We start from the raw sequence: 22,616 nt of genomic DNA on the forward strand, positions 1-22,616 counted from the left end.
CCATGATCCCCGCGCAGACCCTTGGAAAGCTCTCCTCGGCCTTGCCCTTCTTTTTGTCGTTTATCCTGATCCCTCTGGTCTGGATCGGGGCGCTGATGGGCGGTTGGTGGATCCTGCTGACGCCGCTTTGCGCATGGTATCTGTTTGCGGCCATCGACATGATGGTGGGCCTGAACCTTGAGAATGCCGACCTCGAAACCAGTGAGGATCAGTTGTTCTGGTACAAGCTGCTGACACAGGTCTGGGCACCGCTGCAATTCCTGAGCCTGTTCGGGTTGATTGCCTATGTCAGCGGGGCGCAGCACCTGTCCGGACTGGAAAAATTCGGCGTGTTCTTTGGCGTCGGCGTGATGACCGGCACGGTCGGTATCGTTTACGCGCATGAACTGATGCACCAGCGCAACCGGTTCGAGCGGACCTTGGGCGATCTGCTGCTGGCGATGGTGCTGTATTCGCATTTCCGGTCCGAACATTTGCTGGTGCATCACCGCTATGTCGGCACCCCGCGCGACACTGTGACTGCGCGTTACAATGAGGGCTTCCACCGCTTTTACCCTCGCGTTTTGCGCGAAAGTCTGCACTCATCCTTTCGGGCCGAGCGAGAGATGCTGGCGCGCAAAGGTCGGCCGTGGTGGGACAAGGCCAACCCCTTCTGGACCTATTGGGGCCTTCAGGCCGGAATGCTGGCGCTGGCGCTGCTGGTTGGCGGCTGGGGCGGGCTCGTGCTGTTCCTGGTGCAGGCCGGGGTCGCGATCTGGCAGCTTGAGGTGGTCAACTATGTCGAACACTACGGTCTGACCCGCAAACACCTGGGCGATGGAAAATATGAACACGTCATGCCACGCCATTCTTGGAACGCCGCGCACAAGGCGACCAACTGGCTGATGATCAACCTGCAACGGCATTCGGATCACCACTACAAACCCGACCGGCGGTTTCCGCTTTTGCAGAACTACTCAGAGGCGGATGCGCCGCAGCTGCCGCTTGGCTACCCGCTGATGGCCGTCACTGCCATGGTTCCCCCGCTCTGGCGCCGCATCATGAATCCCAAAGTTCGGCAATGGCGGCAGATGTATTACCCGGAAATCACCGACTGGACCGAGTACAACAAGGCGCGCACGCCCATGCCGCGCTGACAGCCTGAAACGCTTCGCCGCAGTGCAGCATGGTCGCACCCCCATCCTGTGGGGTGACATCACAGTCGAGCAAAGCTAGAACGCCCGCAAATTCGTCCCCTTTTGAACATGAGGATTCCCATGACCACGCAGGTTTTCGGCCATAAAAGCCCCGACACCGACAGCACCGGCAGCCCGATCATCTGGGCCTGGTATCTGAACGAAATCAAAGGCGAGGCTGCCAAGCCTGTCCTGCTGGGAGAGCCCAACACCGAGGCCGCCTTCATGCTGGAGCGCTGGAACCTCGACAAACCCGAGATCATCTCGGGTGTGGCCGAAGGCGCCGCGGTTGTCATCGTCGACACAAACAACCCTGCCGAATTGCCTGCAGATATCAACGACGCGGACATCAAGGCGATCATCGACCACCACAAACTGGTCGGCGGACTCGAGACCAAAGGCCCGATCGATATTACGATGCGCCCGCTGGCCTGCACGGCGACCATCATGGTTGACCTCATGGGTGACGACGCCGCCAAGATGCCGACCGCGATCAAAGGCGCGGCACTGTCCTGCATCCTCTCCGACACACTGGAATTCCGCTCGCCGACCACCACCGCGCATGACAAGGCCGTGGCCGAAAAGCTTGCCGCCGACCTGGGTGTCGACATTGCCGCCTATGCCAGCGAAATGTTCGAAGCCAAATCTGACGTTTCGGCATTCTCGGACGCCGAGCTGCTGCGCATGGACTCCAAGGAGTACACTGTGGACGGCAAGGAATTCCGGGTTTCGGTTCTGGAAACCACCGCACCCAAGCTAGTGCTGGACCGCAAGGACAGCCTGATGGCCGCGATGGTCGATGTGGCCGCCGAGGACGGCGCCGATCAGGTGCTGCTGTTCGTCGTCGACATCCTGAACGAAGAAGCCACGCTGCTGGTGCCCAACGATCTGGTCAAAAGCGTCGCCGAGAAAAGCTTTGGCGCGTCGGTTTCCGGGGATACTGTTGTTCTGCCGGGCATCATGAGCCGCAAAAAGCAGATCATCCCGAACCTCAAGATCTGAGCGGGCACCGATTTCCCTTACGGAAATCGGGCGGGGGCGCTGCCCCCCGCCCCTGCGGGGCTCCCCCGAGGTATTTTTAGCCCAAAGAAGCATGAGCGCGCGCATGATCTGTCGGGCGCGCTCAGCGCGAGTGGTGAGGGCCGCTTGATTGCAGTCAGGTGCGGGCCTGCACAACATGCGAGAGATGAGGGAATTGCATTCCAATTCCGTCGAAACAGGGGCCCAGCCCGGTCAGGAACGCGTCGGTGGCGCCGTCGATATTGGCCTGGGCCAGACCGGACAGTTTGTCTCCGGTATGCATGCCTCCCATTGCCCCGACGGCAAAGGCGCGCGCGTCAGGGTGTTGAAGATCAAGGGTGACGGGCTCGACCCGGACCTTGTGAAATCCTGCCTCTTCGAAGAGATCCCGCAAGGTGTGGGCGTCGGGCAAGCTACAGATCGCGCGCACGGCGTCACCGGCTGTCGGGCCGACGAATTCGTCGAGAGCCTTCGCCTGCGCCAGTAGCATTGGGTTGACGTCGAGCGCGCCTTGCACGCAGCACACGACTCTGCCGTCCGGTTTGAGGACGCGGTGCAATTCGTGCAGCGCCGCCGGTCGGTCCGGGAAGAACTGCAGCGCCTGTTGGCAGAATGCCAATTCGAACATTTCGTTCTTGAATGGTAACGCCGAAGCGTCGGCCTGGATCCATTCGGCATTGAGCCCGGAGTCTTTGGAGAGGCGGCGAGCGACATCAAGCATCTCCTGGCTGTGGTCGACACTTGTCAGGCTTCCCAGAGGCAAGTTCAACGCAGCAACTTGCCGCGTGACCACGCCGGTACCGCAGCCGAGATCGAGGATGTGCTCCCCTGCTTGCGGATCGGCGCGGCGGATCAATTCGCGTGCCCAGGGTTCAAAGATGACCGGCACCAATATGGATTGGTAGCGCTCGGCGAAGCCGGTTGTCGTCTGGGCTGTGCTGGACATGAACCCGCCTCCTTTTGGCAAGGGCCGCGAGCGGGGCGTATCCACGGAACGCCGTCAATGTTGGGATTGGACACCTCCGCCCATAAGCTGCAGCGTACCCTATTTTGCCAGCGCGCGATACGCTTTTTCGCCGTCTGGGTATCACATGCGGAAAGTGACAGCCGCACCGAGGGTCACAGCCAGTGGTGAAATGCAACAATCAAAGGCAAGCGTTTCAACCCCTGCCTGCGTCGCCTCACGATAGGCCCCGGCATAGGCCGGATCAATGTCAGCAGCGAGGGCCATTGCCGTGCAATCCGTGCGCTGGATCAGGTAGAGCATGACCGCGCGGTGGCCTGCGCGGGCCATATTGGCCAGCTCATCCAGATGTTTGGCGCCGCGCGCGGTGACGCTGTCGGGAAACTCGGCCAGCCCGCTTTGACGCGAAAGGGTCACGGATTTCACCTCGACGTAGGTGTCGGGTTTGCCCGCGCCGGTCAGAAAGAAATCAATGCGGGAGTTTGCCCCGTATTTCACCTCGGGCCGGATCAGATCATATCCAGTCAAGCCGGGAACCTCGCCTGCCATCAAGGCAGCCTTCAGCATTCGGTTGGGGACCCCCGTATCGACGCCGGTGAAATGACCATCCGCATGTTCCACCAGCCGCCATGCGAATTTCAGTTTCTTCTTGGGGTCATCGTTTGGTTCAAGCCAGATCCGCAGACCTTCGTCCTTGAGCCCCAGCATCGAGCCAGGGTTGGCCACATGCGCGGTTATCTCGCGGCCATCTTCCAGCCTGCAATCTGCAAGGAAGCGTTTGTAGCGGCGGATCAGGGTTGCTGGGATCAGGTCGGATTGAAAGCGCATGATCCCGGGCCTATACCGGGTTCAAACCCCGCGCAAGGAGAGCCGAGCCATGCCCAACCCCACCGCAGCCATGCTGGTTATCGGAGACGAGATCCTTTCCGGGCGCACTCGTGACGCCAACATGTATTACCTCGCTCAGGAACTGACCAAACACGGTGTCGACCTGAAGGAAGTGCGCGTTGTCAGCGATGATCGCGCCGCCATCGTTTCGGCGTTGACCGCCTTGCGCAAAGGCTTTGACGTGGTGGTGACCAGCGGCGGTATTGGCCCAACCCATGATGACATCACCGCCGATTGCGTGGCCGAGGCCTTTGGCGCGCATATCGGCGTGCGCGACGATGCCCGCGCCTTGCTCGCGGCGCATTACGACCGCCAAGGGGTCGAGTTCAACGAAGCCCGTCAACGCATGGCGCGCATTCCTGATGGAGCGACATTGATCGACAATCCGGTGTCTATCGCGCCGGGGTTCTCGATGGAGAACGTGCATGTCATGGCCGGCGTGCCCAGCGTCTTTCAGGCAATGGTGGCGAGCCTGCTGCCCAAACTGACCGGCGGCGCCCCATTGCTGAGCCAAAGCCTGCGGATCATGCGCGGCGAAGGTATGATCGCAGAACCCTTGGGCGATCTGGCCAAACGGTACCCAGAGCTTTCGATGGGGTCCTACCCGTTCCAACGCGATGGCATATACGGCGCCAACGTCGTGATCCGCGGCAGTGACGGGGCTATGATCGACCGCGCCATGGCCGAACTTTGCGCGCTATTCCCGCCAGATTGACGGGGAACAATTGCCAAATCTGCGATCCGCACCCTCAACTCGGTTTCCGCGCGCAGAACCGATGGACAGCCCCTCGCTGCGACGCCATAAACGGGGCATGACCACAGACACCTCTCTGACACCTTCGCTTGACCAACTGCTTGCCGCTGTTGACGGAACCTGGCCTGCCGCTGCCACGGTAGACGCCGGTCCCTGGCGGCTTCGCGAAGGGCGTGGCGGCGGAAAACGCGTGTCCGCTGCAACTGCCCTTGGTGACTGGCGCGAGGATGATCTGGGCGCTGCCGAACAGGCCATGCGGATGATGGGCCAGACGCCGCTGTTCATGATCCGCCCCGGCGACGAACTGTTGGATACGATGCTGGCCCAGCAAGGTTATGACATCGTCGATCCCGTAAATATCCGCATGGTCGCCGCCGAAAAGCTAACGGACCGCCCGATCCCGCGCGTTACCGCCTTTACCATCTGGGAACCTCTGGCGATCATGCGTGAGATCTGGGAGGATGGCGGCATCACCGAGGCCCGCCAGAATGTGATGGAGCGCGCGCCCGATCCCAAGACCGGTCTGTTCGGCCGGGTCAGCGACAGCCCCGGCGGCACCGGCTTTTGCGGCGTCCATGACGGCATTGCCATGGTCCACGCGCTTCATATCCTGCCCGAGCATCGCAAAAAGGGCCTTGGCGGCTGGATGATGCGCGCCGCGGGCTTTTGGGCCGTGGCAAACGGCGCACCATGGCTCGCGCTGGCCGTCACCAAGGCGAACACCGGCGCAAATGCCCTATATGCTTCCCTCGGGATGGAGGTTGTGGGACAGTACCATTATCGTATGAAGCCCGAGCCAGAAGGCACAACCAAGTGACAAAAGACTCTCCCACCGCCCTGAATCTGCCGATGGCCGACCCGTTGCCTGAGGCCACCCAGAAGTATTTCGATGTCTGTCAGGACAAGCTGGGCATGGTTCCGAATGTTCTGAAGGCCTATGCCTTTGACGTCGACAAGCTGAACGCCTTTACCGCCATGTACAATGATCTGATGCTGGCGGACAGCGGCCTGAGCAAGCTTGAGCGCGAGATGATCGCCGTCGTCGTGTCTTCGGTGAACAAGTGTTTCTATTGCCTGACCGCCCACGGCGCCGCCGTGCGCGCCCTGTCTGGCGATCCAAAGCTGGGCGAAATGCTGGTGATGAACTGGCGCGTGGCCGATCTGGACCATCGCCAGCGTGCCATGCTGCATTTCGCAGAAAAGATGACCAAATCCAGCTCCGAGATCGCCGAGTATGACCGCGAAGCCCTGCGCGACGCCGGGTTCAGCGACCGCGATATCTGGGATATCGCCAATGTCGCCGGGTTCTTCAACATGACGAACCGAGTGGCCAGCGCAACCGATATGCGCCCGAATGATGACTATCACGCGCAGGCTCGCTGAACTCGCAGCTCTTGCAGGGTTGCTGGCGGGGCCTGCCATCGCGCAGGACCTGTCTTTGCCTGCGGGCGCAACCCTGACCCGCGAGTTTGAAAAAGACCCCGGCGCCTATGACCTGCCGATCGGCCCCTGGACCATGCAGGGCGGCCTTCCGACCAAGCGGATCGAAGGGGCCATTTCTACGCAAAGCTGGCGGATCGAGGCATCGGGCCTGACCCCCCTGCAGATCATCGCGCCGCTGCGCGACCAACTGACCGCGGCCGGTTATGATATCGTGCTGGACTGCGTCGCCCGGGCCTGCGGCGGCTTTGACTTCCGGTTTTCAACGCTGGTTTTGCCCGCACCACAGATGTTCGTGGATCTGACAGATTACCTTGCGCTGTCGGCCCTGTCGCCCGAAGGCAGCGCCGTGTCACTGCTTGCCAGCCGCGATGCGACCTCGGCCTATCTTCAGATCATCCGCGCTGGCGCGGCCACACAGTCCGAAGTCAAGACCGACGCCGCGCCCGTGCGGGCCTTTGAAACCGAAGGGATTGCGGGGCAGTTGGAGGCCGAAGGTCACGCCGTCCTGCGCGATCTGGAGTTCGAAACAGGCTCGTCCTCATTGGGCGAAAATGCTGTGCCGTCTCTCGACGCAATCGCCGCCTACCTTCAGGCCAATCCTTCCCGGCGAATCCTGTTCGTCGGGCATACGGACGCGGTTGGCTCGCTTGAGGCCAATCAGGCGTTGTCGCGCAAACGGGCGCAATCGGCAGTGGACTACCTGCGTACCCGCCATGACATACCCACGGCCCAGATCGGCGCGAATGGCGTGGGATATCTATCCCCGGTCGCCAGCAACCTCACGCCTGCGGGTCGCGAGGCGAACCGCAGGGTCGAGGCGGTTCTGATCTCGATCGAATAACCGCAGCGATCAGGCAGCAAAGCCAAAATAAGAAAACCCCGGGATAAACCCGGGGCAAAGGTCGCCCTGTGCGTGGGCTGGGGGAAGAACGTCTTAGCGGGCCAGCTTGGTCTTGCGGGTATCAGAGTTTCCGCGCCGGACCGGCACGCCTGAATTACCAGCTGTGCGGCCCTTTTTCGGCGAAAGAATGCACCAGAAAGTCGATGAAAGCCCGCACCTTGGGCTGGGTGAACCGGCCCGGCGGGTAGACCGCGTAGATGCCCTGGGTTTCCTGCGGCAGATCGGGGATGACCTCTTGGACCAGCCCCTGATCCAACGCCTCGTGATAAAGGTATGACGGCAGATAGGCGATGCCGAGTCCCGCGATACAGGCATTCAGCAGTGACTGGCCATCGTTCACGGTCAGCCAGCCCGCGGTGCGCACCTGCCGCTTTTCGCCCGAAGGCGCGGTGATCTTCCACATATTGCCCGAAGACTGGTTCGAATAATGCAGAAGCTTGTGTTCGTTCAGATCGTCAATGCGTTGCGGACGCCCGAACTTCTGGAAATAGCTCGGCGAGGCGATCATGCGTTTCGTCGTCTCGGTCAGCTTGCGGGCGCGCAGGGTGCTGTCCTCAAGCTCGCCAATCCGGATGGCCATGTCGAACCCTTCCGAGATCAGTTCAACATAGCGGTTGTTCAGCACCATATTCACCGTGATGTCCGGGAATTCCGCAAGGAAATCACCCAACACCGGGCTTAGGTGGTTCACGCCAAAGTCCGTCGCCACACTGATCCGCAGCAACCCTGACGGCGCGCTTTGCATCGACGTGACCAGCGCATCCGCCTCGCCTGCGTCATTCAGCACGCGGCGGGCGCGATCATAATAGGCAAGGCCAATTTCGGTCGGCGACACACGCCGCGTTGTCCGGTTCAGAAGTCGCGCTCCAAGGCGCGCCTCCAGCGAGGATACATGCTTGGAGACAGCGGATTTGGAAATCCCCATCTTCTTCGCGGCATCGGTAAAGCCCCCTTGGTCGACGACCGTGGCGAATGCTTCCATTTCCGTGAGGCGATCCATGCGCGTCCCTCTTTTATCTCTTTCGGTTGCAACAAGGATTGCCTGTCAACTGCGGCGCAACTTGGGCATTGGGGCGACAATTGAGGGGAAATGCAGGGGCTGTCTGTGCATCGGAAACAGGATTTCGGCACGAAAAAGCCCGGCACCACTGGGATGCCGGGCGACAGGATAGGTCACGGGCCGCTTCTTCAGGCGGCTGCGCGATCATGTTTACCGGTTTCCACCTCTTCAACGATCTTGGCCACGAAGGCATCCAGATCCCCGGGGTTGCGGCTGGTGACTATACCTTTGTCTACCACCACCTCGGCGTTGATCCAGTTCGCACCCGCGTTGGTCACGTCGGTCTTGATTGAATGGTACGAAGTCATGTCCCGCCCCTTGGCGACACCCGACTCGATCAGCACCCAAGGTGCGTGGCAGACTGCCGCGATGACGGCACCGGCATGGTCAAAATGGTTGACCAGCGCGATTACATCATCCTCGACGCGCAGTAGGTCAGGGTTGATCTGACCGCCGGGAATGACCAGCGCGTGGTACGCGTCCGGGTCCACATCGGCCAACTTCAGATCGGCCGTGACCTCGCGCCCCCAGTCACTGCCATCCCAGCCCTTGATCGGCTGACCGTCAAGACTGGCGACATCGACCTGCGCACCTTTGGCACGCAGCTGATCGCGTGGGACTTCCAGCTCGGACTGCTCAAACCCATGGGTCGAAACAATCAGGATCTTCGCACTGTCTATGCTTGGCATCGTGCTGCCTCCTTTCGTTTCGTTTCATGGGAACAACGTCCCCGGGGCAATTCGGTTCCGGGAACGTTGGCCAATAGGGTCACGCAGGGGGTGTGGCGCCTGACGCAGGCTGCTGAGTCTTGCCCAACGCCCCTGCCAGAACGCCCGGTCCGCGCTGGCGCTCTGGCCCGATCCAATCCTCGTTCCGGGTGACGATCATCGTCAGCGCCAAGGCAAGGAAAGCCAAGGTCGATCCAGCGAGAAGCGCATAATCGGCCGATTGCAGGATCAGATAAAGCACCGCATAGAGCACCAACAAGGTGCCTCCCAATACCAGCGCCCGCTGCCCGAGCTTGAGCCCGACAACGCCATAAAGCGTCAGCAGGGCGACCGTCGCACCAGCGGAAATCGCATAGCTGAGCGTAAATCCAAGGTGCTCGGCATAGCTGACCATAAGCAGTACAAAGACCGTCTGCGCCAAACCCACCAGAATATACTGCACCGCATGAGCCGGGCGGCCTGAGGCTTCGTCCGCACCACGCTCGATCAAAAGAATGGTCAGGAACGTCAGAGCAATGAACAACACCCCGTAACGCGCCGCGCGATAGGCCTTTTGGTAAAAATCGTTCGGCTCGATATAGCGCACGCCCAAAGCCGTCGCGCTGGCTTCGCTTTCCATATCGCTGCGCGAGGCTTGCGGCAGCGCGCGGGCCAGATGCGGAATGGTCCAAGTGGCGACAAAGCCTGCGTCGCTGATCTCGGACCCATCGGGCAGGAAAGCTCCGCCAAAGGACGGGTGTGGCCAGTCACTGGTCACTTGTACGCGGCTGTTCCGCCCGACCGGCGCTACGAACAGCGACTGTGCCCCGTTGAAGGCCAGCACAAGATGATAGGCCTGCGCTTGTCTCGGGTCACCCACCGGCGCCAGCAGCCCCTGCCGATCCGTGCGCGGCTCAAGGGCCTGCTCAGCGCCATCAACCGTCAGACGGGCCTCGCCGCGTAGCGCCCGGTTGCTGGCAACACTCAGACGCACCTCCGCCTCTTCCCACAAAAGCCGTTCGTTGTTGCCGATCAGACCCTCGGCCGCCTCGGGCGCAAAGTGAAAACGAAGCCCGGCCTCGGCTTGATAGACCGGCACCCGGAAAATCCCGCGACTGCGGATCTGCGTCTGCGTGCCGATCTGAACATCAAAGTTTTCGGGATACAAAAAAACCGGATTTCCCAGCTGAGTTACCACCTCTTCGAATCTTTCGACCAATTCCTCGCCGCTGACCGGATCGGTCATCACGATACCGCTCAACGGGTCAAGTCTAGGCCGTGTGGCCAGACGGGTGATCGTCTCTTCAACCGGAATAACAAGCTGCGGGCCGGACAGGCTCTGCGCCCCGCCCCATTCCTTCCCGACCTCGCGCAGGGTTTGCTCGGAATAGAACTTGCGCTCCTGAATCACCTCCGCCGCAAAGAACAGCGGGATGAACATCAGCAGCACCAGAAAGCCGACAATAAAGAACCGCCGCCCGGCGGATTGAGTCATGGGGACAGGCATCAAAAATCACTCACTTTGGTTGGACCATGCCACCCCAATAGCCAACCTCACGCGCAGCCCCTGCGCACGGGATGTGCACTGTTTGTGCATTAAGCGCTGCGTTTATGGGTCGGTGGGCGGGCGACGTTCCGCAGGAACAAGAGCCGCCCGCAGACCCAAAGCCTCAAAGCCCGGCGGCCAGACGCACCCCTTGATTGATCGCCCGTTTGGCATCCAGTTCGGCAGCCAGATCCGCGCCGCCGATCACATGGCACTTAACGCCCTGCGCCTCCAAAGCATCGGCAAGGTTGCGCTCGCTCTCTTGCCCGGAACACAGAACCACCGTGTCACAGGCGATCACTTCGGGTCGCTCTCGCGCTTCGCCAAAGCTGATATGAAGCCCCTCATCGTCGATACGCTCGTAATTCACGCCAGCCTTCATCTGAACGCCCTTCATCACCAACGCCTGACGATGGATCCAGCCCGTGGTCTTGCCCAAACGCTTGCCTGGCTTTTCGGATTTCCGCTGCAACAAGACAACTTCGCGCACCGGCTTGTCCGGTTGCGGCCCCTCTGGCGCCAGCCCCGAGCGATGCTCGGCAGGATCAGCAACCCCCCATTCGCGCAACCAGTCTGGCAGGCTTTCCGTCGGGCTGTTCTCGGTCACAAGGAACTCGGCCACGTCAAATCCAATGCCCCCGGCGCCAATCACCGCAACGCGCGGCCCCACCGTGGCACCGCCTTTCAGCACGTCGATATAGCCCAGAACCTTTGCATGATCCTGCCCCGGAATTCCGGGTTCGCGCGGGCGCACGCCCGTGGCGATGATCACCTCGTCAAAACCCGCCAGATCATCCACGCCAACCTCAGCGCCCAGCCGAAGCGTCACACCAAGATCTGCGACCATGGCCGCGAACCAGTCCACCAGCCCATCGAATTCCTCTTTCCCCGGCACCTTCCGCGCCATGTTCAACTGCCCGCCAATCTGGCTGTCACGGTCAAATACGGTCACCTGATGCCCGCGCTCGGCTGCCGTGATGGCCGCCGACAGACCCGCAGGGCCGGCCCCGACCACTGCCACGCTTTTGATCGCGTCGGACGGTTCCACAATCACCTCGGTCTCGTAGCAGGCTTTGGGGTTCACGAGGCAGCTCGACACCTTGCCGGCAAAAGTATGGTCAAGACAGGCCTGATTGCAGGCGATGCACGGCGCAATCAACGCGCTCTTGCCCGCCGCGGCCTTGGCGACAAAGTCCGGATCCGCAAGGAAAGGCCGCGCCATCGACACCATGTCGGCACAGCCCGTGGCCAGAACATCCTCGGCCACTTCGGGCGTGTTGATCCGGTTCGAAGTGATCACCGGGATACCGACCTTGCCCATCAGCTTTTTCGTCACCCAGGCAAAGGCCGCGCGCGGCACACTGGTGGCGATCGTCGGCACCCGCGCCTCGTGCCAGCCGATGCCGGTGTTGATGATGCTTGCCCCGGCTTTCTCGACCTCTTGCGCCAGATGCACCACCTCGTCGAAGGTGGATCCGTTCGGCACCAGATCGATCATCGACAGGCGGTAGATCACGATGAAATCGTCGCCCACCGCCGCGCGCACCCGGCGCACCACTTCCAAAGGCAGGCGAATGCGGTTCTCGTAGGATCCGCCCCAGCGGTCCATGCGTTTGTTGGTATGGGTCACGATGAATTGGTTGAGGAAATACCCCTCCGAGCCCATCACCTCGACGCCATCGTATCCGGCCTCGCGGGCCCGGGCGGCGGCGGTTGCGATATCGGCGATCTGCTTTTCGATTCCATCTTCGTCCAGCTCTTTCGGCGGAAAAGGAGAGATGGGGGATTTCACCGCAGAAGGCGCAACACACTCCGGCCCATAGGCATACCGCCCGGCGTGCAAGATCTGCATCGCGATCTTGCCACCCGCCTCGTGCACGCGGTCCGTGATCATCCTGTGATTGGCGATGTCTTCGTCGGAGAACAGCCCCGCTGCCCCCGGAAAAACCCCGCCTTCTCGGTTCGGCGCCATGCCCCCAGTGACCATCAGGCTGACGCCGCCCCGCGCCCGCGTCGCATAGAATTCGGCCACCCGGTTCCAATCGCCGGTTTCCTCAAGGTTCGTATGCATCGACCCCATGAGCACCCGGTTTTTCAGCGTGGTGAACCCAAGGTCGAGCGGGGCTAGAAGATGGGGGTAAGTGGACATGAGCGGCCTCCCTTCGCGTGGTCAGGGGCAGAACACATGAAAGCAGGTGCCCTGTCACCGTCAAACGTGGCGTCACAGGTCCACCAGCCTGGATTTCATTCCGCCACGATCAGGCGACCAGAACCAGCACCACGATCGAGGCTGTCAGGAACCCGATCCCCGCCACCTCGCGCCTTGTCACGGTTTCGCGAAAGAACAGGACCGAGGCCGCCAGTGACAGGATCAGTTCGACCTGACCCAAGGCATAGACATAGGCCGCCGTTTGCAGTGTGAAGGCGGTGAACCACGACAACGTGCCCGCCATGGATGTCACACCCAGCCAGACGGCTTTTTTTCGCGCACCCCAGACGGCCGTCAACTGTCCCGGTTCGCGCAACCGCAGCCATAGCGCAAGCGACACCGCCTGCATGGCCGTCACGCAGACCAGCGCCATGCCCGCCCGCATGATCGGGTCTTCGCTGGGCACCGCCAGAGTCGCTGCACGATATCCCACGCCGGACACCGCAAAGAAGAACCCCGATCCGACCCCAAGAACCACCGCGCGCCCGGCCAGCCTGCGCCAGAGCGCGCCAACCGATCCTGGCGTTTGCGACAGCATGAGCACACCGACCAAGCCGATCCCGATCGCGATCCATCCGCCAAGGCTGATCGCCTCGCCCAGCAGGACAAACCCCAGCAGCGCGGTCTGCAGGACTTCGGTTTTCTTGAAGGTGATGCCCACCGCAAAGTTGCGCTCGGCAAAGGTGAGGACCACCAGAACCGTCGCGAGGATCTGCCCCAGCCCGCCGAAAATCGCCCAAAGCCAAAACTCTAGCCCAAGTTGCGGCAGGCCTTGCCCGGTGACCCAGAGATAGCCGCCAATCACCAGCCATGCGGCGGGCGCGGCATAGGCAAAGCGCGCAAAAGTGCTGCCGGTGGCCGACAAGGCGCCGCCTGCCAGCACTTTTTGCAGCATGAAGCGCACCGTTTGAAAGGTCGCCGCCGAGAGGGTCGCAAAGATCCAGAGTTCCATGCCCCTCGCTATGCCTCCGCTTTACGGTTTTGGCCAGAGGGGATGCGGGACGGGATCCTTTGCACGCCAGAAATAGCGTCGGAACACCTCGGCATAAGAGCGATAGCAATAGCCTTCGTTGCGGCTAAGATAGCGCGCCCGGTTCTGATAATAGAGCCGTGGCAGCCGGTACCACGGCACGGCGGCGTGCATATGATGAACGACATGCAGGTTGTTGTTGAGGAAGATCAGCGCCAAGGGGCCCTTGTCCTCGATGATCACGGTGCGGCCCCGCGCCTGTTCATGCGCCTGATGTTCCAGAAACGTGCGGATTTTGAGGATCGACAGCGCCGCATAGGTCGAGGTCAAAAAGGCCCAGATCGGCATCGACGCGACGGCCATCATCCACCACAGCACCACAGCCAGCGCCGGACCGTGTATCAACCAACCCAGCAAAACCCGGCGATTACCGTCCCGGATCGCCCGCAGATCACTAGCGGCAAAGGCCCATGTGCCCAGCAAAGGCCCCAGCAGAAGACGCCCCGCCAGAGTGTTGTTGACCCTCAAAAGCGCCCGTTTCCAGCGCGCCAGACCCGCCCAGACCACAGGATCAAGGTAGTTGCTTTCCGGATCGTCATAAGGGTCCGTCAGGATTGAATCGCGGTGATGCGCCAGATGCGTGTCCTTGAACCGCAGGTAGGGCACGACAATCGACAAAGCCGGGAAAACCAGCGCTGCGTTCCAAAAGCGCGACCGGAACGGGTGGCCGTGCAGCATCTCGTGGGTCAGCGAGGAATGTAGCGCCGCGCCCAGTGTGACCAGCCCCATGCCCAAAGGCAGCCAAAGCGTCGCGGCGAATGTCGTGCCAAGGACCCAAAGCCCATAGCACAGGATGAGCAACCCGAACGTCGGCCATTCGGCGGCGCGCAACCCTAGCGAGATCTGGAAGCGACGCAACGCTGACATTCACAAGCCTCTGAAATATTTGAAAATCCGTCCTTCAGGTAACCTGTTCGTGATCATATTGGAAATTACGTATTTGATTAACAAAACTCCCTGATTGTGATAATTATCACCTCATGCCGCTTTCTATCGACAAACTCAGCCGCGCCGCCCTGTTGCGCACCCGCCTTTCCGAAGCCATGGCCCGCGTCGGGACCAATCAGACCGCTTTGGCGCGGGCGATCCGGGTGGACCGTTCCACCATATCGCAATTGCTCAAGGACAAGGGTGCGCGTCTGCCAAACGCGCATCTGGTCGGGGCCTGCGCGCAGGCTTTGGGTGTGTCGACGGATTGGCTGTTGGGCCTTTCGGACCGTCCGGAAAGCGCGGCGGACCTGCTCGCCACTTCCATGACAGTCTCAAAAGCCCCCCGCGCGCTGATCGACGAGGCGATCTTTGATTGGCACCGCGAGGCCGAAGGCTACAAGATCCGCTACGTTCCTGCGACCCTGCCGGACATGTTCAAGACGCAGGCTGTGCTGGAATGGGAATACGGACCCCATCTTGGCCGCACGACCGAACAGGCGATCAACGCAGCGACGGATCGGCTGAACTGGATGCGGGTGTCGCGCTCGGACTATGAAATTGCCATGCCGCTGTTCGAACTCGACAGTTTTGCCAAGGGCACCGGCTATTACGACGGCCTGCCCGAGACCGCGCGGCGTGAACAACTGAGCCACCTGATCGAGCTGTCCGAAGCGCTTTACCCACGGCTGCGGATTTACCTGTTCGACGCCCGCCGCCTGTATTCAGCGCCGATCACCGTCTTTGGTCCGCTGCTTGCGGTGCTGTACCTCGGGCAAAGCTACCTTGCCTTCCGCGACACCGAGCGGATCGTGACCTTTACCAACCATTTTGACCATCTGGTGAAAGAGGCCAGCATCACCTCGCGCGCCCTTCCGGACCACCTGCGCGCACTGGAACAACAAATCGCCTGACCGGCGGCGGGGGATCTGCCCCCGCCACGCGTTATCAATACGGCAGGGGATGGGCCTTGTGCGCCGTGTCGATGGCTGCCAGCAGGTCCTCGGAGAGGGTCAGATCGGCCGCACCCAGCGCGTGTTTCACCTGCGCCAGATGCGTCGCGCCAAAGATCGACGAAGCCACGAAAGGCCGCCGCGCGGACCAGGCCAGCGCCATCTGAGCCGGGTCCACGCCAAAGTCGCGGGCGACATCCAGATAGGCCTGCGCGGCAGGCAAAACGCGGTCGGTCATGCGCCCACCGAGGTCCGGGTTGACGACGCGGCGCGACCCTTCGGGAATGCCGTTCTGGTATTTGCCGGTCAAAAGCCCCTGCGCCAGCGGCGAAAACGGCAGCAGGCCAACCTCTTCGTTCACCATCAGTTCGGCCAGATCGGTATCGGCCAGACGGCAGAGCAGCGAATATTCATTCTGGATCGACATGACGCGTGGCCCGCCGGTTTCCTCGGCCAGTTTCAGCCACATGGCGGTCCCCCATGCGGTTTCGTTCGACAGGCCAAAGTGGCGGATCGTGCCCTTTTCCACCTCGCGCCCGAGGGCGCCCAGCACATCGGCCATGTCTTGCAGCGTCGCGTCGCGGTTCTGACCCGAGGGGTCATAGCGCCAATTCTGCCGGAACATATAGCTGCCCCGGTTCGGCCAGTGCAGTTGATAAAGATCGATGTAGTCGGTTTTGAGCCGCTTGAGCGAAGCCTCGACGGTTTGCGGGATCAGATCGCCGGTGATCGGCGCGCCGTCGCGCACGTTCATGTTGCCCTTGCCGGTGATCTTTGTGGCCAACACCCAGTCGCCGCGCCGCTTGGTCTTTTCGAACCAAGTGCCCAGCACCTCTTCGGAGCGGCCTACGGTTTCCTTCTGGATTGGGTTGACCGGGTACATCTCGGCGGTGTCGATAAAGTTGATGCCGCCCTCCAGCGCCATGTCCATCTGAGCATGAGCCTCGGCCTCATCGGTGTGGCGGCCAAAGGTCATCGTGCCAAGGCACAGCTCTGACACCATCAGGCCCGAACGGCCCAGCGGGTTCATCTTCATCGCGTCTCTCCTGTCGAATGCGTTGCGCGGGACCATAGCTTTCTGTTCGCGGATGCCAAGCCCGCGCTCGAATCCCTTGAGAACATAAAGGGAACATGTATCCTTGAGCCATGAGTCTCGCCGATCCTCTTCTGGGCCGCCGCCCGCATCACCCGCCCCCTGCGCTGGAGCTGTGGGATGGCGTGCGCCTGCCCTATGCCCGCGTGCATGAGGTTTGCGGGAGGGCGCGGCGCACGCTGGCGCTGCGCCTTGCCGCCAAGGCCGGTGGCCCCGTCTTCTGGATTGCACAAGAGCGCGGCGGCGGGGCGTTGAACCCGGATGGCATGGTCCCCTTGATCGGCCCGGGACAGGTGACCTTTCTGGCACCCAAAAGCGCCTCGGACCTGCTGTGGTGCATGGAGGAGGTGCTGCGCGCAGGCTGTGTGCCCACCGTCATCACCGAACTGCCCGAACCGCCCCCCATGACCCCGGTGCGCCGGTTGCATCTGGCGGCTGAAACCGGCGCGGCGCAGGGCATGTGCCAGCCGTTGGGGCTGATCCTGACGCCGGGGCGTGGCGGCGCGGCAGGGATCGAAACCCGCTGGGGGCTGGAACCCGCGCACCTGCCCGGGCGCGATCTGTGGCGGCTGGAACGGATGCGGGCGCGGATGCTGCCGCCACAGGTCTGGTGGCTGGAGGGGGACAGTTTGACAAAACAAGCGCCCCGAACGACCCAAGATGCAGAGCCGCCATTGGCCCCTCAAGGCACCGCCCTGACCTGAAATCCCTGGGGCGCAACCTGAAGAACAACAGCCCAAACGCCGCCTGCGCATTCGGTTCGCCCCGTGCTTCACGTCAACACTGACCGCCCCGCCAGCCCCACGTACAAAACGACACGACAGGTCGCTTCCTACCGTGACAACCTTCACGGATGCTGCTCCTATTCCCTCATGCGCCTTGTCCTGACCTTTGCCGCCCTCTTCCTGTCGGTCATCCTGCTGCAACTCTCGTCCGGAGGGTTGGGGCCTCTCGATGCGCTGTCGGGCTTTGTGCTGGAGTTCTCGACCACCCAGATCGGTCTTCTGGGTTCGGCGCATTTTCTTGGGTTTTTCATCGGCTGCTGGTGGGCGCCGCGCCTGATGGGGTCGGTCGGACATTCGCGCGGCTTTGCCGCTTTCACCGCTCTTGGCACCATCGGCATCCTTGGGCATGTCCTGACCGACAGCCCCTATGCATGGGCCGCCCTGCGGATCGCCCAAGGGATGTGCATCGCCGGGTGCTACACCGTGGTCGAGGCATGGTTGCAGGCCAAGGTCACCAATGAGACGCGCGGGCGCGCCATGGGCGCCTACCGGGTGGCGGATATGGGCGCCTCGCTGGTGGCGCAGTTGCTGATCTCGGTGCTGGAACCAGCGCATTACATCTCGTACACGCTGCTGGCCCTGCTCTGCACCGCCTCGCTGCTGCCCCTGACGCTGACCCGGTTGGACCAGCCCGAAACCCCCGAGGCCCCGCGCCTGACCCCATCCCTTGCCTGGAGCCGCTCTCCGCTCGCGGTGGCAGGTGTGCTGGTGGCGGCACTATCCAGCGCTTCGTTCCGCATGGTCGGGCCGGTCTATGGCACCGGGGTCGGACTGCAAACCAATCAGATCGCGCTGTTTCTGGCCGCTTTCGTGGCGGGCGGCGCGGTATCGCAATTGCCGGTCGGCTGGCTGGCGGACAAATTCGACCGACGCAGCGTGCTGATCTGGCTGTCGGTTGCGGCCATCGGCAGTTGCACCCTGACGGCAACCGCGTCGAACCTGTCCACCGCCGGGATCATGGCCACCGCCGCGCTGTTCGGGCTGACCACCTTTCCGATCTATTCGGTCTCGGCCGCCCATGCCCATGACTTTGCCGAAACCCATGAGCGGGTCGAGCTGTCAGCCGCGCTGATGTTCTGGTACGCGACCGGCGCCATCGCAGCCCCCTGGGTCGCTTCTGCGCTGATCCAGTGGTACGGCCCCCCCGCCCTGTTCGCAATGATCGGCGCAGGTCATGCGCTGCTTGTCGTCTTTGGCATCATCCGCATGCGTGCCCGCCCCACCGCCGAAGACCGGACCGCCTATGTCTACGCCCCGCGCACGTCGTTTACCGTCGGACGCCTGATGTCGCGCTTCCGCGAGAACAAAACGCCCGACAGTTCCGGACAAGGCTGACGCAAATCTCTGTGGCCCTCGGCGCGCCCTTGCGCTAAGGACCGGGAAAACCGGCAGAGAGGTGAGACATGGCCCGACATCTGATTACATCCGCCATTCCTTACATCAACGGCATCAAGCACCTTGGCAATCTCGTGGGCAGCCAATTGCCCGCTGACCTCTATGCCCGATACCTGCGTGCCCGCGGAAACGAGGTGCTGTTCCTTTGCGCCACGGACGAACACGGCACCCCCGCCGAGCTCGCAGCCGCCAAGGCAGGCAAGCCCGTGGCCGAGTATTGCGCCGAGATGTGGGAAGTTCAGGCCAGGATCGCCGATGGCTTTCGGCTGTCCTTTGACCACTTTGGCCGCTCGTCCAGCCCGCAGAACCACAAACTGACCCAGCATTTCGCCGCCCAGTTGGAAAAGAACGGGCTGATCCGCGAAGTGTCGGAAACCCAGATGTATTCCAAGGCCGATGGCCGCTTTCTGCCCGACCGCTATATCGAGGGTACCTGCCCGAACTGCGGCTTTGAAAGCGCGCGCGGCGATCAGTGCGACAACTGCACCAAACAGCTCGACCCGGTTGATCTGATCAATCCACATTCGACGATCTCCGGTTCGACCGATCTGGAAATGCGCGAGACCAAGCACCTGTATCTGCGCCAGTCCAAGATGAAGGACCAGCTAGAGGCGTGGATCGACTCCAAGACCGACTGGCCCATCCTGACCACCTCGATCGCCAAGAAATGGCTGAACGATGGTGATGGATTGCAGGATCGCGGTATCACCCGCGATCTGGATTGGGGCATCCCGGTGCAAAAGGGCGATGAGCCCTGGCCCGGCATGGAAGGCAAGGTCTTTTACGTCTGGTTCGACGCGCCGATCGAATACATCGCCTGCGGCGCCGAATGGGTCGAGGCTGGCAAAGGCACCGATTGGGAACGCTGGTGGCGCACCGACAAGGGCGCGGATGATGTGCGCTATACCCAGTTCATGGGCAAGGACAACGTGCCCTTCCACACCCTGTCCTTCCCGGTGACGATCCTTGGCTCGGGCGAGCCGTGGAAACTGGTCGATTACATCAAGTCATTCAACTACCTGAACTATGACGGCGGCCAGTTCAGCACCTCGCGCGGGCGCGGTGTCTTCATGGATCAGGCGCTGGAAATCCTTCCGGCGGACTACTGGCGCTGGTGGCTGCTGAGCCACGCGCCCGAGTCGTCAGATGCGGAATTCACCTGGGAGAATTTCCAGACTTCTGTGAACAAGGATCTGGCCGACGTGCTGGGCAACTTTGCGTCGCGTGTCACCAAATTCTGCCGCTCGAAATTCTCCGAAGCGGTGCCCTCGGGCGGCACCTATGGCGCGGCCGAGGCAAAGCTGATCGCTGACCTGACTGCCAAGATCCGCGAATACGAAGAGCACATGGAGGCCATCGAAGTCCGCAAAGCCGCAAGCGCCCTGCGCGCAGCCTGGGCTTTGGGCAACGAATACCTGCAAGAGGTTGCGCCCTGGACCACCTTCAAGACCGACCCCGATCAGGCCGCCGCGCAAATCCGTCTCGCGCTGAACCTGATCCGGCTTTACGCCGTCATCTCGGCGCCCTTCATCCCGGACGCCTGTGCGCAACTGCAAGAGGCGATGCAATCGGACGTGACCGACTGGCCAACGGACATCGCCGCCGCGCTTGCCGTCATGCCCGAGGGCCACGCCTTCACCGTGCCCGAAGTGACCTTCCGCAAGATCACCGATGCCGAGCGCGAAGAATGGCAGGAACGCTTTGCGGGCGTGCGCACCTGACAGGACGACCGCGCCGATCACGTAACGCAAAAGTCAGGGCTTGATCACCAGCTTGCCCTTGACCTCCCCTTGCCCGGTGCGTCTCAGCGCCTCGGGTACATCTGAAAGCGGCAGCACGCCTACGAGATGCGGGGCCATCCGACCGCCAATTGCCATTTGCGCCACGCGCTGGGTCAGTTCGCGCCCCGAAGGCACCAACAGCATGCCGATAGATTTGCCGCGCAGCCGATATGCCGCTCCGCCAAATACAAGTGCCAGCAAGACCCTGACCTGCCCCCCGGCGGCCTTGTAAGCACCGCCGGGCGACAGCGCCCGCGCAATCTGGCGCGGCCCACGTGTGGCGACCATGTCCAGAATTCGATCCCACCGGGCATTGCCATCCGCAAAATCGCGCTGACGATAGTCGATCACCTCATCGGCCCCAAGGGACTTTAGCCAATCGACTTTTCCGCCAGTGTCCACCGTCGTGACATGCGCGCCTGCCGCCTTGGCCAACTGTAGCGCCATTGTCCCCGATCCACCGCCCGCGCCGTTGATCAAAAGGCGCAGTCCCGGCGACAGCCCCTCGGTCCCGGCCTGCGCGATGCCCCCTGCCTGCGGCAGGCAGGCGGCGATATCGTCCGACAGCACATCAGGTACGGCAACCGTTTGGGCCGCAGGAACACAGGCAAATTCGGCAAATCCGCCCCGCGTCATAACGAAATCGCCCATGATCCGGTCACCTGGTTTGAAGCCGGTCACGCCCTCGCCCAAACCGTCGATGAACCCGACAATATCCGATCCAAGCACCGGTTGCTTGGGCCGCCACAACCCGCCCACCATCCGCGCATAGAACGGCGATCCCACAAGGTATTCCCAATCCGACAGGTTGACCCCGCAGGCCAGCACTCTGACGCGGATCTGCCCTTTACCCGGCTCAGGCAACGGCAGATCGGCCAGCCGCAAATGCTCGGGCCCGCCATAGCGGTTCTGGACAATTGCCTTCATTCTGGGCCCCTTTCACGATGCCACCTTAGTCCGCCAACCGCCCCGGCGCATTGTCCAAGGTCAACGCGCGATTGACAGCTCCTGCGCCGCTTGTTACGCCGCCCGCCTTATCCAAAGGGAACAAAGCATGGCACGCAAGCGCAAGGGTCGCGACATTTCCGGTTGGCTGGTGGTCGACAAACCTGCTGGCATCACCTCGACCGCTGTGGTGAACAAGGTCCGCTGGGCGCTTGAGGCGCAAAAGGCAGGACATGCCGGCACGCTGGACCCCGAGGCGACAGGCGTGCTGGCGATTGCACTGGGTGAGGCGACCAAGACGGTGCCCTATATCACCGATGCGCTGAAGGCCTACCGCTTTACCGTGCGTCTTGGGCAGGCAACCAATACCGATGACACCGAAGGCGAAGTGATCGCAACAAGCGATCTTCGCCCCACGGACGACGAAATCAAAGAGGCGCTCAGCGGCTTTGTCGGCGACATCATGCAGGTGCCGCCGCAGTTTTCGGCGGTCAAGGTCGATGGAGAGCGCGCCTACAAACGCGCCCGCGACGGCGAAGAAATGGAACTCGCCGCCCGCCCCCTCTGGGTCGAGGAATTGCTGCTGACCGACCGCCCCGATCCCGATCACGTCGAACTTGAGATGACCTGCGGCAAGGGCGGCTATGTCCGGTCCATCGCCCGCGATCTGGGCAAGGCGCTTGGCTGCCATGGCCACGTGTTGACCCTGCGCCGCATCTGGTCCGGCCCCTGGGACGCCGAGGATGGGCTGAGCATCGAACAGATCGACGAAATGGCCCGCACTCCGGCGCTGGATGCCTACATTCGCCCGCTCGAAGAAGGCCTCACCGATCTGCCCGAACTCAAAGCCACCCCCGAGGGCGCCGCGCGTCTGCGCAACGGCAACCCGGGCATGGTGATCCCCAATGACGTGGAATACGGAGATGAGGCCTGGGCCTCGATCAACGGCCGCGCACTGGCCGTCGGCACCTTTCGCGCCGGGGAATTGCACCCGACCCGGGTCTTCGCACAGGCGCCAGAGTAACGCCTGCGGGACGGTG

The 22,616-nt window shown here is 62.1% G+C and carries 21 protein-coding genes; 11 read left to right on the forward strand and 10 right to left on the reverse strand.

Annotation, left to right across the window (positions count from 1 at the left end; all coding sequences use genetic code 11):
* Positions 1–2: 2 nt before the first annotated feature.
* Together ACOYQJ_RS20565 and ACOYQJ_RS20570 are read left to right on the forward strand one after the other, a co-directional pair.
* Positions 3–1,136, forward strand: a complete 1,134-nt coding sequence (locus ACOYQJ_RS20565) for an alkane 1-monooxygenase (protein ID WP_422907881.1) — start codon at positions 3–5, stop codon at positions 1,134–1,136.
* A gap of 120 nt (positions 1,137–1,256) precedes the next feature.
* Positions 1,257–2,177 (forward strand): manganese-dependent inorganic pyrophosphatase, encoded by a 921-nt coding sequence (locus tag ACOYQJ_RS20570; RefSeq protein ID WP_422907882.1) that lies wholly within the window; start codon positions 1,257–1,259, stop codon positions 2,175–2,177.
* 154 nt (positions 2,178–2,331) lie between these two features.
* On the opposite strand, the gene ACOYQJ_RS20575 is transcribed toward ACOYQJ_RS20570, so the two are convergent.
* Entirely contained in the window at positions 2,332–3,141 is an 810-nt protein-coding gene (locus ACOYQJ_RS20575) for a methyltransferase domain-containing protein (protein WP_422907883.1), read from the reverse strand.
* A 141-nt stretch (positions 3,142–3,282) separates the two neighbouring features.
* Complete coding sequence (gene sfsA / locus ACOYQJ_RS20580) at positions 3,283–3,987, reverse strand: DNA/RNA nuclease SfsA (protein ID WP_422907884.1); 705 nt, start codon at positions 3,985–3,987, stop codon at positions 3,283–3,285.
* 49 nt (positions 3,988–4,036) lie between these two features.
* Between sfsA and ACOYQJ_RS20585 the strand changes: the two genes are divergently transcribed.
* From ACOYQJ_RS20585 to ACOYQJ_RS20600, 4 genes are all read left to right on the forward strand, one after another.
* Positions 4,037–4,762, forward strand: a complete 726-nt coding sequence (locus tag ACOYQJ_RS20585; RefSeq protein ID WP_422907885.1) for a competence/damage-inducible protein A — start codon at positions 4,037–4,039, stop codon at positions 4,760–4,762.
* Positions 4,763–4,859: 97 nt separating this feature from the next.
* A complete protein-coding gene (locus tag ACOYQJ_RS20590; protein ID WP_422907886.1) occupies positions 4,860–5,618 on the forward strand; it encodes a GNAT family N-acetyltransferase in 759 nt (252 codons plus the stop codon).
* Positions 5,615–6,184 (forward strand): peroxidase-related enzyme, encoded by a 570-nt coding sequence (locus ACOYQJ_RS20595; RefSeq protein ID WP_422907887.1) that lies wholly within the window; start codon positions 5,615–5,617, stop codon positions 6,182–6,184. Before ACOYQJ_RS20590 ends, ACOYQJ_RS20595 begins: the two co-directional genes overlap by 4 nt.
* Positions 6,156–7,085 carry an OmpA family protein gene (locus tag ACOYQJ_RS20600; protein WP_422907888.1) on the forward strand — a complete coding sequence of 310 codons (930 nt, stop codon included), beginning with the start codon at positions 6,156–6,158 and terminating at the stop codon, positions 7,083–7,085. The genes ACOYQJ_RS20595 and ACOYQJ_RS20600 overlap by 29 nt, the downstream gene beginning before the upstream one ends.
* Before the next feature lie 154 nt (positions 7,086–7,239).
* Here ACOYQJ_RS20600 and ACOYQJ_RS20605 read toward each other — a convergent pair whose 3' ends face one another.
* The 6 genes from ACOYQJ_RS20605 to ACOYQJ_RS20630 form a co-directional block, all read right to left on the reverse strand.
* Complete coding sequence (locus ACOYQJ_RS20605; protein WP_422907889.1) at positions 7,240–8,145, reverse strand: LysR family transcriptional regulator; 906 nt, start codon at positions 8,143–8,145, stop codon at positions 7,240–7,242.
* A gap of 188 nt (positions 8,146–8,333) precedes the next feature.
* Positions 8,334–8,894, reverse strand: coding sequence for a type 1 glutamine amidotransferase domain-containing protein (locus ACOYQJ_RS20610; protein ID WP_422907890.1), 561 nt, complete (start codon positions 8,892–8,894; stop codon positions 8,334–8,336).
* A 79-nt stretch (positions 8,895–8,973) separates the two neighbouring features.
* A complete protein-coding gene (gene creD / locus ACOYQJ_RS20615; protein ID WP_422907891.1) occupies positions 8,974–10,407 on the reverse strand; it encodes a cell envelope integrity protein CreD in 1,434 nt (477 codons plus the stop codon).
* Between the two features lie 175 nt (positions 10,408–10,582).
* A complete protein-coding gene (locus ACOYQJ_RS20620; RefSeq protein WP_422907892.1) occupies positions 10,583–12,607 on the reverse strand; it encodes an FAD-dependent oxidoreductase in 2,025 nt (674 codons plus the stop codon).
* A 109-nt stretch (positions 12,608–12,716) separates the two neighbouring features.
* Entirely contained in the window at positions 12,717–13,619 is a 903-nt protein-coding gene (locus ACOYQJ_RS20625; protein ID WP_422907893.1) for an EamA family transporter, read from the reverse strand.
* Between the two features lie 21 nt (positions 13,620–13,640).
* Positions 13,641–14,564 carry a fatty acid desaturase gene (locus tag ACOYQJ_RS20630; protein WP_422907894.1) on the reverse strand — a complete coding sequence of 308 codons (924 nt, stop codon included), beginning with the start codon at positions 14,562–14,564 and terminating at the stop codon, positions 13,641–13,643.
* A gap of 113 nt (positions 14,565–14,677) precedes the next feature.
* Here ACOYQJ_RS20630 and ACOYQJ_RS20635 point away from each other — a divergent pair, with 113 nt between their 5' ends.
* The gene (locus ACOYQJ_RS20635) at positions 14,678–15,538 is read left to right on the forward strand and encodes a helix-turn-helix domain-containing protein (RefSeq protein ID WP_422907895.1); all 861 of its coding nucleotides are present in this window, start codon (positions 14,678–14,680) and stop codon (positions 15,536–15,538) included.
* 34 nt (positions 15,539–15,572) lie between these two features.
* Here the strand turns inward: ACOYQJ_RS20635 and ACOYQJ_RS20640 are convergent, their stop codons facing one another.
* A complete protein-coding gene (locus ACOYQJ_RS20640) occupies positions 15,573–16,613 on the reverse strand; it encodes an aldo/keto reductase (protein ID WP_422907896.1) in 1,041 nt (346 codons plus the stop codon).
* A gap of 110 nt (positions 16,614–16,723) precedes the next feature.
* On the opposite strand from ACOYQJ_RS20640, the gene ACOYQJ_RS20645 reads away from it, so the two are divergent.
* The 3 genes from ACOYQJ_RS20645 (at position 16,724) to metG (ending at position 20,571) form a co-directional block, all read left to right on the forward strand.
* Positions 16,724–17,374 carry an ImuA family protein gene (locus tag ACOYQJ_RS20645; protein ID WP_422907897.1) on the forward strand — a complete coding sequence of 217 codons (651 nt, stop codon included), beginning with the start codon at positions 16,724–16,726 and terminating at the stop codon, positions 17,372–17,374.
* Positions 17,375–17,542: 168 nt separating this feature from the next.
* Positions 17,543–18,790, forward strand: a complete 1,248-nt coding sequence (locus ACOYQJ_RS20650; RefSeq protein ID WP_422907898.1) for an MFS transporter — start codon at positions 17,543–17,545, stop codon at positions 18,788–18,790.
* 68 nt (positions 18,791–18,858) lie between these two features.
* Positions 18,859–20,571 (forward strand): methionine--tRNA ligase, encoded by a 1,713-nt coding sequence (metG, locus tag ACOYQJ_RS20655; protein ID WP_422907899.1) that lies wholly within the window; start codon positions 18,859–18,861, stop codon positions 20,569–20,571.
* Positions 20,572–20,604: 33 nt separating this feature from the next.
* Here the strand turns inward: metG and ACOYQJ_RS20660 are convergent, their stop codons facing one another.
* On the reverse strand, positions 20,605–21,558 hold the full coding sequence (locus ACOYQJ_RS20660; protein WP_422907900.1) for a quinone oxidoreductase family protein: 954 nt from the start codon (positions 21,556–21,558) through the stop codon (positions 20,605–20,607).
* A gap of 127 nt (positions 21,559–21,685) precedes the next feature.
* Here ACOYQJ_RS20660 and truB point away from each other — a divergent pair, with 127 nt between their 5' ends.
* Positions 21,686–22,600, forward strand: a complete 915-nt coding sequence (truB, locus tag ACOYQJ_RS20665; RefSeq protein WP_422907901.1) for a tRNA pseudouridine(55) synthase TruB — start codon at positions 21,686–21,688, stop codon at positions 22,598–22,600.
* Positions 22,601–22,616 lie beyond the last annotated feature (16 nt).

This window comes from Pacificoceanicola algae, from assembly GCF_049341065.1.
GTDB lineage: Bacteria > Pseudomonadota > Alphaproteobacteria > Rhodobacterales > Rhodobacteraceae > Pacificoceanicola.

What these genes read in the sequence shown, in the direction of transcription:
- ACOYQJ_RS20565 (WP_422907881.1), top strand. Translation starts at nt 3, where the DNA reads ATGATCCCCGCGCAGACCCTTGGAAAGCTCTCCTCGGCCTTGCCCTTC.
- ACOYQJ_RS20570 (WP_422907882.1), top strand. Translation starts at nt 1,257, where the DNA reads ATGACCACGCAGGTTTTCGGCCATAAAAGCCCCGACACCGACAGCACC.
- ACOYQJ_RS20575 (WP_422907883.1), bottom strand. Translation starts at nt 3,141, where the DNA reads ATGTCCAGCACAGCCCAGACGACAACCGGCTTCGCCGAGCGCTACCAA.
- sfsA (WP_422907884.1), bottom strand. Translation starts at nt 3,987, where the DNA reads ATGCGCTTTCAATCCGACCTGATCCCAGCAACCCTGATCCGCCGCTAC.
- ACOYQJ_RS20585 (WP_422907885.1), top strand. Translation starts at nt 4,037, where the DNA reads ATGCCCAACCCCACCGCAGCCATGCTGGTTATCGGAGACGAGATCCTT.
- ACOYQJ_RS20590 (WP_422907886.1), top strand. Translation starts at nt 4,860, where the DNA reads ATGACCACAGACACCTCTCTGACACCTTCGCTTGACCAACTGCTTGCC.
- ACOYQJ_RS20600 (WP_422907888.1), top strand. Translation starts at nt 6,156, where the DNA reads ATGATGACTATCACGCGCAGGCTCGCTGAACTCGCAGCTCTTGCAGGG.
- ACOYQJ_RS20605 (WP_422907889.1), bottom strand. Translation starts at nt 8,145, where the DNA reads ATGGATCGCCTCACGGAAATGGAAGCATTCGCCACGGTCGTCGACCAA.
- ACOYQJ_RS20610 (WP_422907890.1), bottom strand. Translation starts at nt 8,894, where the DNA reads ATGCCAAGCATAGACAGTGCGAAGATCCTGATTGTTTCGACCCATGGG.
- creD (WP_422907891.1), bottom strand. Translation starts at nt 10,407, where the DNA reads ATGACTCAATCCGCCGGGCGGCGGTTCTTTATTGTCGGCTTTCTGGTG.
- ACOYQJ_RS20620 (WP_422907892.1), bottom strand. Translation starts at nt 12,607, where the DNA reads ATGTCCACTTACCCCCATCTTCTAGCCCCGCTCGACCTTGGGTTCACC.
- ACOYQJ_RS20625 (WP_422907893.1), bottom strand. Translation starts at nt 13,619, where the DNA reads ATGGAACTCTGGATCTTTGCGACCCTCTCGGCGGCGACCTTTCAAACG.
- ACOYQJ_RS20630 (WP_422907894.1), bottom strand. Translation starts at nt 14,564, where the DNA reads ATGTCAGCGTTGCGTCGCTTCCAGATCTCGCTAGGGTTGCGCGCCGCC.
- ACOYQJ_RS20635 (WP_422907895.1), top strand. Translation starts at nt 14,678, where the DNA reads ATGCCGCTTTCTATCGACAAACTCAGCCGCGCCGCCCTGTTGCGCACC.
- ACOYQJ_RS20640 (WP_422907896.1), bottom strand. Translation starts at nt 16,613, where the DNA reads ATGAAGATGAACCCGCTGGGCCGTTCGGGCCTGATGGTGTCAGAGCTG.
- ACOYQJ_RS20645 (WP_422907897.1), top strand. Translation starts at nt 16,724, where the DNA reads ATGAGTCTCGCCGATCCTCTTCTGGGCCGCCGCCCGCATCACCCGCCC.
- ACOYQJ_RS20650 (WP_422907898.1), top strand. Translation starts at nt 17,543, where the DNA reads ATGCGCCTTGTCCTGACCTTTGCCGCCCTCTTCCTGTCGGTCATCCTG.
- metG (WP_422907899.1), top strand. Translation starts at nt 18,859, where the DNA reads ATGGCCCGACATCTGATTACATCCGCCATTCCTTACATCAACGGCATC.
- ACOYQJ_RS20660 (WP_422907900.1), bottom strand. Translation starts at nt 21,558, where the DNA reads ATGAAGGCAATTGTCCAGAACCGCTATGGCGGGCCCGAGCATTTGCGG.
- truB (WP_422907901.1), top strand. Translation starts at nt 21,686, where the DNA reads ATGGCACGCAAGCGCAAGGGTCGCGACATTTCCGGTTGGCTGGTGGTC.